12 protein-coding genes are annotated in these 14,346 nt (G+C 47.5%); 9 read left to right on the forward strand and 3 right to left on the reverse strand.

Annotation, left to right across the window (positions count from 1 at the left end; genetic code table 11):
* Window positions 1-44: 44 nt before the first annotated feature.
* Window positions 45-2,141 (reverse strand): BT4734/BF3469 family protein, encoded by a 2,097-nt coding sequence (locus ACESTD_RS00640; protein WP_373158585.1) that lies wholly within the window; start codon window positions 2,139-2,141, stop codon window positions 45-47.
* A gap of 89 nt (window positions 2,142-2,230) precedes the next feature.
* Complete coding sequence (locus ACESTD_RS00645; protein ID WP_117680557.1) at window positions 2,231-5,050, reverse strand: glycoside hydrolase; 2,820 nt, start codon at window positions 5,048-5,050, stop codon at window positions 2,231-2,233.
* Between the two features lie 201 nt (window positions 5,051-5,251).
* On the opposite strand from ACESTD_RS00645, the gene ACESTD_RS00650 reads away from it, so the two are divergent.
* The 9 genes from ACESTD_RS00650 (at window position 5,252) to trxB (ending at window position 13,480) form a co-directional block, all read left to right on the forward strand.
* Complete coding sequence (locus ACESTD_RS00650; protein ID WP_195288410.1) at window positions 5,252-5,635, forward strand: hypothetical protein; 384 nt, start codon at window positions 5,252-5,254, stop codon at window positions 5,633-5,635.
* A gap of 23 nt (window positions 5,636-5,658) precedes the next feature.
* The gene (locus ACESTD_RS00655; protein WP_195288411.1) at window positions 5,659-6,831 is read left to right on the forward strand and encodes a hypothetical protein; all 1,173 of its coding nucleotides are present in this window, start codon (window positions 5,659-5,661) and stop codon (window positions 6,829-6,831) included.
* A 139-nt stretch (window positions 6,832-6,970) separates the two neighbouring features.
* Window positions 6,971-7,546 (forward strand): hypothetical protein, encoded by a 576-nt coding sequence (locus ACESTD_RS00660; protein ID WP_070100542.1) that lies wholly within the window; start codon window positions 6,971-6,973, stop codon window positions 7,544-7,546.
* A complete protein-coding gene (locus ACESTD_RS00665) occupies window positions 7,524-7,811 on the forward strand; it encodes a hypothetical protein (RefSeq protein ID WP_034532966.1) in 288 nt (95 codons plus the stop codon). Before ACESTD_RS00660 ends, ACESTD_RS00665 begins: the two co-directional genes overlap by 23 nt.
* 13 nt (window positions 7,812-7,824) lie before the next feature.
* The gene (locus ACESTD_RS00670) at window positions 7,825-8,091 is read left to right on the forward strand and encodes a hypothetical protein (RefSeq protein WP_005832022.1); all 267 of its coding nucleotides are present in this window, start codon (window positions 7,825-7,827) and stop codon (window positions 8,089-8,091) included.
* A gap of 359 nt (window positions 8,092-8,450) precedes the next feature.
* Complete coding sequence (locus ACESTD_RS00675; RefSeq protein WP_005832923.1) at window positions 8,451-9,062, forward strand: winged helix-turn-helix transcriptional regulator; 612 nt, start codon at window positions 8,451-8,453, stop codon at window positions 9,060-9,062.
* A gap of 271 nt (window positions 9,063-9,333) precedes the next feature.
* Complete coding sequence (locus ACESTD_RS00680; protein WP_061411335.1) at window positions 9,334-11,838, forward strand: DNA translocase FtsK; 2,505 nt, start codon at window positions 9,334-9,336, stop codon at window positions 11,836-11,838.
* A gap of 3 nt (window positions 11,839-11,841) precedes the next feature.
* Window positions 11,842-12,492, forward strand: a complete 651-nt coding sequence (locus tag ACESTD_RS00685; protein ID WP_081106164.1) for a LolA-like putative outer membrane lipoprotein chaperone — start codon at window positions 11,842-11,844, stop codon at window positions 12,490-12,492.
* A gap of 37 nt (window positions 12,493-12,529) precedes the next feature.
* Window positions 12,530-13,480, forward strand: a complete 951-nt coding sequence (trxB, locus tag ACESTD_RS00690) for a thioredoxin-disulfide reductase (RefSeq protein ID WP_008665210.1) — start codon at window positions 12,530-12,532, stop codon at window positions 13,478-13,480.
* A gap of 83 nt (window positions 13,481-13,563) precedes the next feature.
* Here the strand turns inward: trxB and ACESTD_RS00695 are convergent, their stop codons facing one another.
* Window positions 13,564-14,265, reverse strand: coding sequence for a Crp/Fnr family transcriptional regulator (locus ACESTD_RS00695; protein WP_005832010.1), 702 nt, complete (start codon window positions 14,263-14,265; stop codon window positions 13,564-13,566).
* Window positions 14,266-14,346 lie beyond the last annotated feature (81 nt).

Consider the following 14,346-nt stretch of genomic DNA (forward strand, 5'->3'; position numbering starts at 1 on the left):
AAAGATAGCGCAAACCGAAAGTAGAAGCAAATTAATTGGCAGGATTATTCTTTTTTCACTACATGATATTCTGTTCCTCTTGTCTTCCGGCGGCTGCTGATGCCCAGTTTGTGGAGTGCACGTCCGAACAGAGCCACTTTATTGATGGACAGCCGGTCTTTGGTCTTGGTTTGCAAGAAGGAGAGAATCTCCATAGGGGTCATCCAGTCTCCTTCCTCTTCATTTTCGGCGGGATGGAAGTGGCAGAGGAAGAGGAAGAGCTGTTCCAACGGTGTGGGCTGTTCAAACTCCCGGTTGGTCTGTTTCAAGATGGCTTCGTCGGAATCGTCCAGCCAGTAGCGTTCACCTTTGGCTATGGCATCCATGGCTTGTGCGTAGAGTTGCCGGTAGTTGATGGTGACATTGGTATGGATGGGGCCGGTGACTTCGATGCAGATGAAACGGCGGCTGCCGCTGGGGTCTGTCAGCAGGTCTTTCTGGTTGCTGGTGGCTATAAAGGAGGCGTAGCGTCTTATTTCCTGGATGGCGGTGCCGTAAGGCTTGCGCAGGTTTGCCACGGGTTTCTGCAGCAGATGCTTTAGAAAACCTTGCTGATTGACGCTGATTTGGTCGAATTCGTCGATGTTTATCAGGAAAAAGCGGCCGAGGCTCCGCTCTGCGTCCTGCTTGCTTTTGAAGTCGATACTGTCGGTATATCCGAAGCGCAGTTCGGGTGGCAGCAGGATGCGGCAGAAGGTACTTTTACGATAGCCTTGGGCTCCGACCAGTAGGGGAGACGTGTTGTTTCCATGCTGACGGTCGATGTTTTGCCAGTGCGCCGTCATGCTGAGAAACCAGCGGTAGAAGAGTTCCCGCCAGTACGGATTGTTGCAGGGGACGAGGTCGGCCAATGCGCGGATACGGTCCTTGCCGTCCCAATGTCCGGTGCTGTTCAGATATTCTTCGATGGGGTTGTACAAGGGAATGGCGTCCGAGTTGAGGTAGCGTGCCACATCTCTGTCCCATACGCTGATTCCTTCTTTCAGGGCATTCTGTCCGATACTGCTTCTTACCCGCTGGTCGGCAGGGCGGAAATGGAAGTGTATGGAGTCCCGTTGGCGGAATTCCAATTCTCCCAGCACGGTGTTCCAGCGGAACTCATAGCGTCTGTTCATGAATTCTTCCAGGTGGAAGGCGGTGATTTGGTCGCGGGTCATGCTGCTGCGGGTGCCGAAGCCTTTGCATTCGCGGTAGAGGTTGTGCAGGGTCATGCGCACCAGTTGTTCATCCGCTTCGCGGTAGTAGTGCATCATGACTTGACGTACTGCCTCTTCTTCGGGAATGCCGGCTTTGTAGCAATGCCCGGCAAGCAGGTAGAGCAGGGGGCGAAGGTCATCGCCCCGTTTCCAGTTTTCCAGCTCTTCGAAGGTACGGTTCAGGGCGGCTTCGAAGAGGATGGAGAAGGTTTGGGAGGCCGGATAGCCGGGGGCAATGCGCATCAGCGGGTTTGCTTCGGTCTGTTTCCGTTGGCCGAAGGTGGGCTCGTCGGGCACGGACAAAGGCTGTTCCAGACAGAAAGGGACGGCAGACGGATTGTAATAGGGACGGTCATCGAGCGTCATGCGGCAGCTTTGCTCCACGGCAGGTTCTTTCAGTGTGATGGGGTAGGGGAGCAGGGGCTGGTAACAGTTTACGGCGAGCCGGTAGGCAGCGGTATGAAACAGCCTGATTTTTTCTTCCTGCCTGGGGCGCGAACCGTCGGGGGTGGCAAACAGTACCCATATTTTTACGCTTCGTCCACTGCTTCCGCAAAAGGCGGCAAAAGTTTGCGGCAGCAGGGCCGCCTGGTGCTTTACTTGCTCCACTTCCACGGCATTGGCCAGGTGGTTGACTTCAATCTGTACCAGTCCGTTATAGGTTTTTAGGTATCTTTCCCCCTCTTTGCTGCGGGCATATTCTGCGGCAGGGCAGATGCGTGGCAGTTTGTCTATGCAGGGGTAGTGTCCGTTGCTTCCGGTGATGTGGGGAATGAGGCTGCGCAAGGCGGATATGTGTCCGGCTTTGTTCTCGGTTTTCATCTTCTCCATCAAGGTGTCGCTGGGCCATGTGCTGAATGTCTCTTTGCCGGTTTCACGAGCGGTGCGTATAAGGGTAAGTTTCATGGGGTGCTTGCTGTATTAAAGTCCGCAAAGCTACTGAAAAATGACGGGACAGCCGAGGAAAAGTGGAATTATGATGAAACTTCTCATATTTATTCCGGCTGTACGTCGTAATCCGACTGGTTTTTCACGCCGACAATGTCTTGCTTCCTCACCTCGGTTGTTAATATGTGCTGCAACTGCTGTGAGGTCAGCGTCTCGGTGGGAGAGAACTCAGCCGACTTCATATAGCTTAAAATGGCATTGCGCAGCTGACCTCCTTCCGGAGTGTGGCGAATTGCTTCGAGGTTGCTCATACAAACCAATACCTTACCGTTGTCTACGGCAAATTCGAACAGCAAGCCTAACTTGTGGTTCCGCTCCACATTGTCTACTACTTGGATAAGCGGCTTGTATTCGTGGCGTGTAGCGTTCAGAATAAAGGGACGGGCATGGCGTACGATGCTCCACCATTGCCAGTTGCTATGGCACTCGGTGGGGAACTGCCGGAACAAGGGATGTTTCTCGTCCATCAGCAAGGAGAGGGTGCCCGGCGAAACTTCGCGGCCGGCGTTTTCCGAAATGCTTTTGAACATGGCATAGTTCCAGTAGTCAGGAGTAAAAAGTCCGCCTACACTCTGTTCTTCAATGGCTTTGTGGTCGGGTATAAGCAGTATCTTCCCTCCTTGGCTCAGTATCTTTCGCGCCTCGTCATCCAAGGACTGACAGATGAAGATGTCCGCTTCGCTTTCCGGTGTCCGGTCGGGGTATACCCATAAGTTATAATAGTTATGATAATTCCCGGTGGTCAGTGTCAGTCGCAATTGGGCAGGCTTGTCTATTTCGGTAAGGGTGCTTTTCAACTCACCCACCTGCATTACTTTTCCTTGCTCTACATGGGCGGGGACTTTGCCTTCGCGAACAAAAGTTACGCTGTCACTCAGGCTTTCCAGACGCCAGCATAATGCATCAGACCATGGTTGCTCTTCGTAATTTGTCAGGGCGAGTCCTATGTTCAGCTCTTCTTTGTTGCTGTAACAGTAGGTGTCCATAAGCGCCAGCAGTACCACCGGAGCACAAAAGCCGCGGAATGTTTCGGGAGTGACAATGCCTTTGCTGTCCATGAAAGCATCCAGAATGCCTACCAGTGCCGAGCCTTGTCCGGGAAAGTCTTGAAGGTCGAGCATCTGGAATCCGCCTAAACCGGCAGTGCGCAGGCCGTATTCAATATCAGCCTTGTAGCATTCGACGGCAAACCGGCCGGTGGCCTGATGGAATGCGTCAATCTGGTTCTGCAGTCCATTTTCATTGAGCCGGTCACGGAATATCTCCAAGTTATATGGATGCAATACGCCGGTGTATTTCTCCAACTCCTTGTAGTCGGGATAAATTTGGAACTGTCCGGTTTCGTGACTGATGACCGGTCGGGGAGATTTCGCTATGGCAGCAGTATAATCCGCACGGGTATTGGGACGGGTGTTGTTCAAGATACCTCCCTTTTCGGCATCGACAAAGGCAAACGAACTGCGTACGTGCGTTGTATAGCCTTCGCCTCCTCCTACCCGGCAGGTTGTCAGATAATCTTCACCGTCTATGGCACCTCCCCAACCCAGGAAGTTGTTGGAACCGAACGAATAGAGATGGCGGTTGTCATGTTTTCTGAATCCGTCCAGCCAATTGCGCATCAGGTCAACGTCGCCACCCAACTCGTTGCCCAGTCCCAACATGGTGAATGAGGGGTGATTGCCCATGTAGTCGAGGGTCATATAGGCTTCGTTCAGCAAGAAGTCATTCAAGCGATGGTTGTCCGGTGAAATGCTTCCCCATAAAGGCAACTCGGCTTGGAAATAGATACCCTCGATGTCGGCAGCGGCAAAAGCGGCGCGGGGCGGGGTGTAGGAATGGCAACGGTAGTAGTTGATGCCATAACTCTTGGCTGTCTGAAAAACTTTTCGCCAGGACTTTACATCCATCGGCGCATATCCGGTAAGTGGGAATACGCAAGCGTCGTGTTTGCCGCGCAAGAAGGTCTTGAAGCCGTTTATGGTGAACTGAGTACCTTCGGTGGCAAAGTCGCGCATACCGAAATCTGTTATTATATTGTCTTTACCCTCGTTTGTGGCAAGGGTCACGTTCAGTGCATAAAGTGTGGGGTGGAATTCGCTCCATGTCTGCATCCGGTTGCCCATGTCGAGCGTCAGTTCTATTTTATTTTCACCTTTGCTCAAGCCGACTTGTTTTTCCATGTCCGGTAACTGGTGTTCTTGTTGGGTGTTCCACGTCTTGGCAGAAAGGGTCACTACGCCCGATTGCTCCGAATCGCTGTATATGTTTACATGGATGCGGGCCTTTTTCTCCTTTACAGACGGGTAGACTTGTACCTGCTCGAGATAGGTGTGTGGGGTCGCTTCGATGTAGAAATCGCCCAGAATGCCGTTCCAGTTGGTTTGTGTGCCGTCGGTCCAGGCATGCGAGCTTTGGATTTCGGCTGGTACGGAGCTGGGGGAATTGTCAATGCGTATCTTTATATGGTGGCTGCCGGGTGCCAAGGCCGGCAGGCTATAGCAGTGAGGTGCATAGATATGTCCCAACGTGCCGACGCTGTCCCCGTCTATCCAGAGAGTACTGGGCTTTGTACGTTCCATGAAGAGTATCAGGCGTTTCCCTTCCATCTGTACGGGAATTTCAACATCTTTTTCATATTCTACGATGCCGGAGTAGGGATAAGTCCGTGTCAACTGGGAGGTTACATTGGTGGGATGCCTGCCGTCTCCCAACTTGTTTTCATCCGTCGTACCGGGCAATGTGCAGTTCCCTAATGAACTGTTCCAATTTCCTGATAAATCGATTCGTTCTCTTATTGTCTGGAATTCTTTTTTGTCTGTACATGATGCCAGACATGCCAATAAGCATAATACAATGAAATTTCTCATAAACTACCTGTTTTTCATGGCCGGTGATTGATTGACCGGTTGCAAATATAGGGCATTGCTCCCGTCTCTCTGTATACAAAATGTTTCCAATTATGTGACGGGATGTTTTTTTATTGCTATCTTCATGCTTGATATTAGTGTTGTTGAGTGTTCGTCATTATAGATGAGGATTTTTATATCATGTAATTTGTTTCTGTCTTTATGAATAAAGAATTGAAAATCAGTGATAAATCACCTTTTGAGAAAATAAGGAAGTTTGATGGGCAAGGACGGTCATACTGGACTTCGAGGGAATTGTGCGCTGCTTTGGGGTATAGTACGTACCAGAAATTTTCCGTTCCATTGGCAAAGGCCATGAAGTCCGCCGAAGCGGATGGCATAAATGTGGATGACCATTTTAACCTGATGGTTGAAATGGTTGGGGTAGGCTCTGGTGCATGTAGGAGCGTGGAAAACTATCACCTTACGCGGGAGGCTTGCATCTTTATAGCGAGGCAGGTCTATGCTAAAAAGAAAGAAGTGCAGGCAGCCCTTGAATATTTTTCCAGTGTTAGCATTGATTTTGATGGGCCGAATGTGATGTGAACTGTCAGGAGGCTGTCTCTGAGATGGAGAAAGATAAAATCAGAGAGAGGAACCGGAAGCATTGGGAAGAACTAAATGGCATAGCTTCAGAGTTTTATAAAAAGAAGATGAGGTTGTTGGATGAAGTGGAGGATTTTAAAGCGGATGCTTCTTTTCATGGAAACAAGGCTCCGCATCACATGATGTATAAGCTGGAGACATTGTATAGTAAGGATGGATGCAGAGGGTATGAATTTCTGATAGAATATGATGTGTATGAACCGGTTGTCGGTATTTATTATGGGTGTAAGGGACTGATTCTTGATGAGAATGATAAAGATGGGATGGCCATGTTCAATGAAGAATGGGAAGATATTCGTTATTATGTTACTGCTGTTCTTGAAAATACATTTCCGGGGAAATTTTTCACTCACCGCTTTAAGCCTACAAATAATGCGAACAACCATACTTATTGGCCCTTTTGGATTACTCTTCATGAAGATGAGGATATTGTGGAGGTGGGTGCAAGGGCGGTTCGTCTTATAAGAAGTGTATATGAGGGGTATCTTGAAAATGAAGATGTTGAGGCTCTGAGAAAACGTTCTGACTCCCGGAAAGAGTCTCAAAAAGAGGATAAGATACGTTTCTCTGCTGATGTTAACTTTACAAAAGAGGCATATCAGGAACTGCTTGAAAAGATAGGCCGAATGTCGAAAAAGGGAAAGGGGAAGACAAATAAAAAATTGTTTGAGAAGCTGCTGGAAAAGGCCACTGAAAGTGGATACTTAACAAAAGAAAAACACTATGAGGCAGCGTGGCGGATAGTAGGAAACGGAGATGTGAAAGAGCGAGATTTCCAGAAGAAAACTAATAAACAATTTGTCTATGTGATTATACTTCTTCTTGGGTATATGCAATTTTATTTGAAAACATTAGATACTTCTAAGTGTGGTAAAGAAAATAATAGAATAGTGGCTGTTTCACCTCCTTACACGCATATCAACAAGATTCTGATGACAATGAACGGCAGATCTTTCGGGGCAACACTAAGAAAGGTGTGTACAAAGGGCGATGCTACATCTATAATAATAAATGCATGGAAAATATTGCAAACTCTATTAGACCTGCCAAAGGACGCGTGGAGAATCGTAAATGATACATTGAACTTTCCTGACTGGCAATGGGAAGAATTTAAAAAGAACATGAGGAATGGATAAAGAGGTTGATTGCCTTTTTCGTAGACGTCTATTTCGTGCTTGATTCTTCCCCCATATTTTTGCAATCGTTAATGCTAACGGTTGCTTTTTGTTTTTATAGGCAGAGGGCGCCATAATATAAACTTTAAAAAAAAAGATTATGGAAAATCAAGAATTTCCAAAAGGAGTCGGTTTCGCTCCGTTTTTGCGTTCATTCATGAGTAATTCTTCTATTTCTATTGATGAACTTGCAGTGGCTATGACAATGTCGAAGTACGCAATTACACGTTTGGCCGAGGGCAAGAGCTATCCTACTGACGTGTGCTATGCAGAATTCTGTATCATGTTCACCGTTGTATTAGGCAAAGATTTTGATGCTTACAAAAAGATGACTAGAAAAGACAAAGATGATTTGGTTGCCAAAATAATGGCAAGTGGAGGATCTGTTTGTACGGTGGCAGGAATGATAAGCTTGATTTCGGCTTCAGGTGTTGTTGCTGGGTTGTCGGCAGCAGGAATAACCTCCGGATTGGCTGCAATTGGCGGTATAATAGGAGGTGGTATGCTGGCAGGGATTGCAGTTGTTGCGGCTGCCCCATTGGTAGTAGGGGCCATATTGTATTCTCTTTGTAAACCCAAAGATAAAAAGGCCGATTTTTTGCTTGCGTACAGATATGATTTAGACCCCAAATATGAAATAAATCCTCAAGACAATGAAGATGAAGATATGGATTGAAGAAGCAATGAAGGAAATGGTAGAAGAGGTAGAAAAAAATGAACCGATGCCAAAACATTGGAAACGCAATGTGCTGCTGTTCTGCTTGTTGTCGGCCGTTTGTTTTCAGACGGGACTTTTGGTGTTGGCAAAAAACGGCATTGCTTCCGCTGATAGAAGTCCTCTTTTCATTGCAATTGGCATTGTCTGTTCTATGCTGGTGGGAGTTGTGCTGATTAAATGCTGCTTATATGCAAAAAGAATAATGAATAAAAGTAATAATTAAAAATAAGATAGTTATGGAATGTATTTTTTGTTTGAATGAGAATGCCTATTTCGATGGCGTGAATTATGTTTGTCCGGATTGTGGAAGAGAATGGCCATGTGATGAAATTGCGGATGACGATGATGATAACAACAAGTTGCGTTGCCCTGAGTGTGGCTCGCATTTGGTCTATCCTGATTCAAGTGGTATTAATGATTATGCTTGTGATGCTTGTGGGTGTAGATGGGATGGTGACGATGATGACTACGATGAAGATTATGACGATGATGATGAAGATTAATTATTGCAATTATGGAACTGGGCAAATAGCGCTATTATTACCGCATTATTACATGCTTCAATCTGAAAAAGATTAGCATTCCTTTGCCAAGCCCCCTGCTTTTCATTATCTTTGCCTCTGTAGTTTGTAGTTGCGCACAGTCGTGGAATGTCTTTCTCATAGTTGTGAAGAAGGTGTATCACAAATATGAAGAAGGTAAACCACAGCTGTGCGCATCTTTTTTTGATAAGCTTTCAGCAGAAGGAAGAACGCTTCTTTGCGTAAGGAAGACCCATGCTCTGCCTAATGAAAGCCGGTACTTTGCATGAGCGAAACCTGCAGACAGCAACAGAAATGAATCTAAAAATGGAGGAAAGAATATGGCAATTTTATTTGATTGGTACGAAAACCCGAAAACGAAGGATAAACAAGGGGAAGAACTGACCCTGCATCCCCGGATTAAACTGAACGGCTCCACGACGACCGATGAGCTGCGCAGGCATATACAAGAATACTGCTCGCTGACCGAGACGGATGTACTAGCGGTACTCGATGCTTTGTCGCATTTTGTGGGACGCGAGCTGGGGGAGGGCAGGCAGGTACATTTGGACGGCATCGGTTACTTTGTTCCCACGCTGACCTGCACGGAACCGGTGACACTGGAGACAAAGCGGAAAAGTACTAAGGTGAAGTTGAAAAACATCACTTTCAGACCGGACAAGGCGCTGCGCAGTGAGATAGGAGTATTGAAGGTAAAGCCGCTGAAATTGCGGAATCTCACGAAAAAGAGGCTGACGGATGATGAGGTGAAGCAAAAAGTGGTGAACTATCTACGTAAGAATGAGTTCATCACCCGCAGTGTTGTACAGTCGATTTGCGGCATGACCCGCACGACTGCGACGCGGCAGATTCGTCGTCTTTGTGAGGAGAATGTGTTGGTGAACAAAGGGTTGCAGAAACAGCCGATTTATTTTTTGAAGGAAAAAGAGTAGGTTGATGCGTATAGGGCTTGCATGGATTGCGTCATGTAGGCAAAATCTGCCTGCATGCTTGCATGAGGTCTGCTTGCATGGCGCAATCTGTTGTAAATTAGTGCGCTATGTCATTTCATGCAAGCATGTAAGTAAAACATGCGATAAAACTACAGTTGTAGATTAGGAATACCTATAATCGGCAGACGAGAAATTAAAGAATGAAAACAACGCGGCAGAAGGATAGTTTTTATTATTTTTGCAATCAATTCTCAATAGTTATTTAAAAAATATGGCAAAGAAAAATTCAACAGCTAAAGATACGGAGCTGTCACTCTCGTTTTTTGGGAAAGTGGCAGCGTTATTTAGAAGTGAAACTGTTCATTTCGTTATCGGCTTGGTACTGGTAATCTTTTCGGTTTATTTGTTGCTCGCCTTTTCGTCGTTCTTTTTCACGGGAGCGGCAGACCAGAGCATCATTGACGGAGGCAGTGCGCAGGAGCTGATTTCCACCAATAATGGGGTGAAGAACTACGCCGGTAGCCGCGGTGCGCAGTTGGCCAGCTATCTGATAAATGATTGTTTCGGCGTATCGTCTTTCCTGATTCTCGTGTTCCTGGCTGTGGCGGGATTGAAGCTGATGCGGGTGCGTGTGGTGCGCTTGTGGAAGTGGTTCATCGGCTGTTCGTTGATGCTGGTGTGGTTCTCGGTATTTTTCGGTTTTGTGTTTGTAGACCAGTACAAGGACTCTTTCCTCTATCTGGGCGGTATGCACGGATACAATGTCAGCAACTGGCTTGTGTCTCAAGTCGGTGTGCCGGGAGTATGGCTGCTATTGTTGGTAACTGCCATCTGCTTCCTCATCTATCTGAGTGCACGGACTGTCATCTGGTTGCGCAGATTGTTTAGTCTCAGCTTCTTGAAGCGTAAGGAGAAGGCGGAAAGCGTGCTGGGTGAAACGCCGGAAGAGTTCAAGACCTCTTGGGGTGCAAAGGAAAAGACTACTGCTCCGACACCGGAAGCTGCGGAGCCGGAAAAGGTTCTTGAAAAGGAGGAGGAGGTTGCTACAGAGGAAGAAGAGGACGAACCGCTGAATGAAATCACCCTTGACTTGGGTGGAAGTGATGGAAAGGTAAAGCCAGCCAAGTCTGCGGATGAGGATGTTACCATGACTTTTGAGACTCCTGCACCGGAGCCGGTGCCCCCTTTTCGGGAACAGCCGGTAGAGAAGGAGCCGGCATTCCAGGTTGAAAAGGCCGAAGAGGAGGAGTATGTGGGAACGGAGAAGGAGCCGTACAATCCCCGTCTGGATTTGGAAAACTATCATTACCCCACAATAGACTTGATGAAGCATTACGATGACAATGGTCCGACCATTGACATGGTAGAGCAGAACGCGAACAAGGATAAGATTATCAATACTCTGCGTAGTTTCGGTATAGAAATCAGTACCATTAAGGCGACGGTAGGTCCTACGGTGACGCTGTATGAAATCACTCCCGAGCAGGGCGTCCGCATTTCGAAGATACGCGGTCTGGAAGATGATATTGCCCTCAGCCTTTCGGCGCTCGGCATCCGTATCATCGCTCCCATTCCGGGAAAGGGTACGATTGGTATCGAAGTGCCCAACTCCAATCCGAAGATTGTATCCGGTCAGAGCATTATCGGCAGCAAGAAGTTCCAGGAGTCTACTTACGACTTGCCCATCGCACTGGGTAAGACAATTACGAATGAAGTGTTTATGGTGGATTTGTGCAAGATGCCGCACGTGCTCGTTGCCGGTGCTACCGGTCAGGGTAAGTCCGTGGGGTTGAATGCCATCATCACCTCCTTATTATATAAGAAGCATCCGGCAGAGCTGAAGTTTGTGCTGGTAGACCCCAAAAAAGTAGAATTCAGCATCTACTCCGTAATTGAGCATCACTTCCTCGCGAAATTACCCGACGGGGAAGATGCCATCATTACGGACGTCACGAAGGTGGTGCAGACTTTGAACTCCATCTGTGTGGAGATGGATACTCGCTATGACTTGCTGAAAGCTGCCCATGTGCGCAATATCAAGGAGTATAACGAGAAGTTCATCAACCGTCGTCTGAATCCGGAAAAGGGGCATAAGTTCATGCCTTATATCGTAGTCGTTATCGACGAGTTCGGTGACTTGATTATGACAGCCGGTAAGGATGTGGAACTGCCCATCGCACGTATCGCCCAGTTGGCGCGTGCCGTGGGTATACATATGATTATCGCTACACAGCGACCGACAACAAACATCATTACGGGTACGATTAAGGCCAACTTCCCGGCGCGTATCGCCTTCCGTGTATCGGCAATGGTCGATTCGCGTACCATCCTCGACCGTCCGGGAGCCAACCAGCTGATAGGCCGCGGTGATATGTTATTCCTACAGGGAGCTGACCCGGTGCGTGTGCAGTGTGCCTTTATTGATACGCCCGAAGTGGCGGAGATTACGAAGTTTATCGCCCGCCAGCAGAGTTACCCCACTGCTTTCTATCTGCCCGAATATGTGGATGAAAATACAGGAGGTGATTTGGGGGATGTGGATATGGGACGTCTCGATCCTTTGTTCGAGGATGCAGCCCGTCTCGTTGTTATTCACCAGCAGGGTTCCACATCGCTCATTCAGCGTAAGTTTGCCATCGGTTATAATCGTGCCGGCCGCATCATGGACCAGTTGGAGAAAGCGGGGATTGTGGGACCGGCGCAAGGTAGTAAGGCGCGTGAGGTGTTCTGTATAGATGAGAGCGACCTGGAAATGCGGTTAAACAATTTGCAATAAGGAATGGTTATTTATAGAATGATGAAACTTGATAAGCTTTTACTTGGTGTGCTATTGCTGTTGTTTGCTGTGCCGATGTCGGCACAACAACCGGATGCCAAGAATATATTGGAGCGTACAGCCGAAGCCTTTCGGAAAGCGGGAGGGGTGAAGCTGGCGTTTACCGTGAACGAACAACAAGGCTCTTATGCGGGAGTTCTCTATCTGGAAGGTGAGAAATTTGTGGTTGAGACCGAGGGAATGAAGACTTGGTTTGACGGACATACGCAGTGGAGCTATGTGGCTTCGGCAGATGAGGTGAATGTATCGGAACCTACGCAGGAGGAATTGCAGACTCTTAATCCGTATGCTTGGTTGTCCCTCTACAAGCAGGGATACAGATTGAAGTTGAGCAGTGTCGGTGGTAAGCAAGACAAGTCTGTTTATTACATCACCATGACTGCTGCCGACAAGAGAAGAGACCCTGAAAGTGTCTATCTGTTTGTGACAAAGGATACGTATCGTCTGCATCAAGTGGACTTGGCACCACGGGGGAGTAAGTATATGACTACTATCCTTATTAATAACTACCAGACCGGACAATCCTATCCGGATAGTTTCTTTGTCTTTGACAAAAAAGCCTATCCCACGGCTGAAGTCATCGACATGCGCTAAATAGTAAATTGTAAATAGTCAAATAGTAAATAATATAATGATGGAAACAGAAAAAGTAAAATGTCTGATTGTCGGTTCGGGTCCTGCCGGCTATACTGCCGCTATTTATGCAGGCCGTGCCAATCTTTCACCGGTACTTTATGCAGGATTGCAGCCCGGTGGCCAGTTGACAACCACTACTGATGTGGAGAATTTCCCCGGTTATCCCCAAGGTATCGGAGGTCCGGAATTAATGGAAGACCTGCGGAAGCAAGCCGAACGTTTTGGTGCAGATTTGCGTTATGGAGTTGCTACCGCAGCCAATCTTGCTGAAGCACCTTACAAGATTACGATTGATGACGAAAAGATGATTGAGGCTGAAACGCTGATTATTGCTACAGGTGCCGCTGCGAAGTATCTGGGGCTGGAGGATGAAAAGAAATATGCGGGAATGGGTGTCAGCGCTTGTGCCACTTGTGACGGTTTCTTCTACCGCAAGAAAACGGTAGCTGTTGTAGGGGGTGGAGATACTGCCTGCGAGGAAGCTGTTTACCTTGCCGGACTGGCTGCCAAGGTTTATCTGATTGTCCGCAAACCTTATCTTCGCGCTTCCAAGATTATGCAGGAGCGTGTGATGAAGCATGACAAGATTGAAGTACTGTTCGAACATAATGCCGTAGGCTTGTTTGGAGAGAACGGTGTGGAAGGTGTACATTTGGTACAGCGTATGGGTGAACCTGATGAGAAGCGCTATGATGTGGCTATTGACGGTTTCTTCTTGGCTATCGGCCATAAACCCAACTCAGATATTTTCAAACCTTATGTAGATACGGACGAAGTAGGTTATATCGTCACCGAGCCGGGAACACCGCGTACCAAAGTGCCGGGCGTATTCGCCGCCGGAGACGTTGCTGATCCTCACTATCGTCAAGCCATCACCGCTGCCGGAACTGGTTGCCAGGCAGCCATTGAAGCGGAAAGATATTTGTCTGCGAAAGGACTGATTTAGTGATTAGTGATTAGGGGTTAGGATGGCAATAATGTGTTTTTATTATGCTAACCCCTAATCGCTTATCCCTTGTCACTTATTCCTTATCCTATCTTGCTGATTTTCTTCAGCTTTTCTTCGTCTATGATTTTGATTTTACGCCCGTCGATGGTGATTAACCGTTCTGTGGCAAACTGTGACAACGTACGTATGGCGTTGGAAGTGGTCATGTTTGACAAATTGGCCAGATCTTCACGCGAGAGATAGATACTCAAGGTGGAGCCGTCTTCCTCCAAACCATAACTTTCTTTGAGGAATAGTAGGGATTCTGCGAGTCTTCCGCGGATATGTTTCTGCGTCAGGTTTACAGTGCGTTCATCGGCAATGCCCAAGTCAACGGACAATTGCTTGATGAAGAACATGGCAAGGTCGTTGTTTTGTGTGAGCAGAGTCATCAAGGCAGTCATGGGGATTTGGCAAACAAGAGACGGCTCGAATGCAGATGCTGCCGTGACATAGTCTGTTTTTGCAAAGTAAGGGCGGTAACCGAAATATTCGACAGGTTTAATCATACGGATAATCTGGCTTCTACCACCGACTCCGTCTTTATAGATTTTGACCTTTCCACTCAGCAGACACATCAAATGCGTAGGTGTCTCGCCTTCGCAATGGATGACTTCGTTTTTTTTGTAGTTCTGGAGTGTGAAGTGGTTGGCGAGGAATTCCCGTTGTTCGTCATTCAAGGGAGACCATATATCTGCAATCAACTCCGGAACATTAATATCAGACAAGTTTACTTTTACCATAACTGCTGCAAAACTGTGTTATACAGCACAAATGTAAAAAGAAAAAATTAAATATTGCACAAATATGACAAAAAGATGTCG

Source organism: Bacteroides sp. AR20, from assembly GCF_964250605.1.
Lineage (GTDB): Bacteria > Bacteroidota > Bacteroidia > Bacteroidales > Bacteroidaceae > Bacteroides > Bacteroides uniformis.

Bases quoted from the DNA above. Each gene is read 5' to 3' on its own strand.
- ACESTD_RS00660 (WP_070100542.1), top strand. From the start codon at position 6,971: ATGGAAAATCAAGAATTTCCAAAAGGAGTCGGTTTCGCTCCGTTTTTG.
- ACESTD_RS00650 (WP_195288410.1), top strand. From the start codon at position 5,252: ATGAATAAAGAATTGAAAATCAGTGATAAATCACCTTTTGAGAAAATA.
- ACESTD_RS00655 (WP_195288411.1), top strand. From the start codon at position 5,659: ATGGAGAAAGATAAAATCAGAGAGAGGAACCGGAAGCATTGGGAAGAA.
- ACESTD_RS00685 (WP_081106164.1), top strand. From the start codon at position 11,842: ATGGTTATTTATAGAATGATGAAACTTGATAAGCTTTTACTTGGTGTG.
- ACESTD_RS00665 (WP_034532966.1), top strand. From the start codon at position 7,524: ATGAAGATGAAGATATGGATTGAAGAAGCAATGAAGGAAATGGTAGAA.
- ACESTD_RS00640 (WP_373158585.1), bottom strand. From the start codon at position 2,141: ATGAAACTTACCCTTATACGCACCGCTCGTGAAACCGGCAAAGAGACA.
- ACESTD_RS00645 (WP_117680557.1), bottom strand. From the start codon at position 5,050: ATGAGAAATTTCATTGTATTATGCTTATTGGCATGTCTGGCATCATGT.
- ACESTD_RS00670 (WP_005832022.1), top strand. From the start codon at position 7,825: ATGGAATGTATTTTTTGTTTGAATGAGAATGCCTATTTCGATGGCGTG.
- ACESTD_RS00675 (WP_005832923.1), top strand. From the start codon at position 8,451: ATGGCAATTTTATTTGATTGGTACGAAAACCCGAAAACGAAGGATAAA.
- trxB (WP_008665210.1), top strand. From the start codon at position 12,530: ATGATGGAAACAGAAAAAGTAAAATGTCTGATTGTCGGTTCGGGTCCT.
- ACESTD_RS00695 (WP_005832010.1), bottom strand. From the start codon at position 14,265: ATGGTAAAAGTAAACTTGTCTGATATTAATGTTCCGGAGTTGATTGCA.
- ACESTD_RS00680 (WP_061411335.1), top strand. From the start codon at position 9,334: ATGGCAAAGAAAAATTCAACAGCTAAAGATACGGAGCTGTCACTCTCG.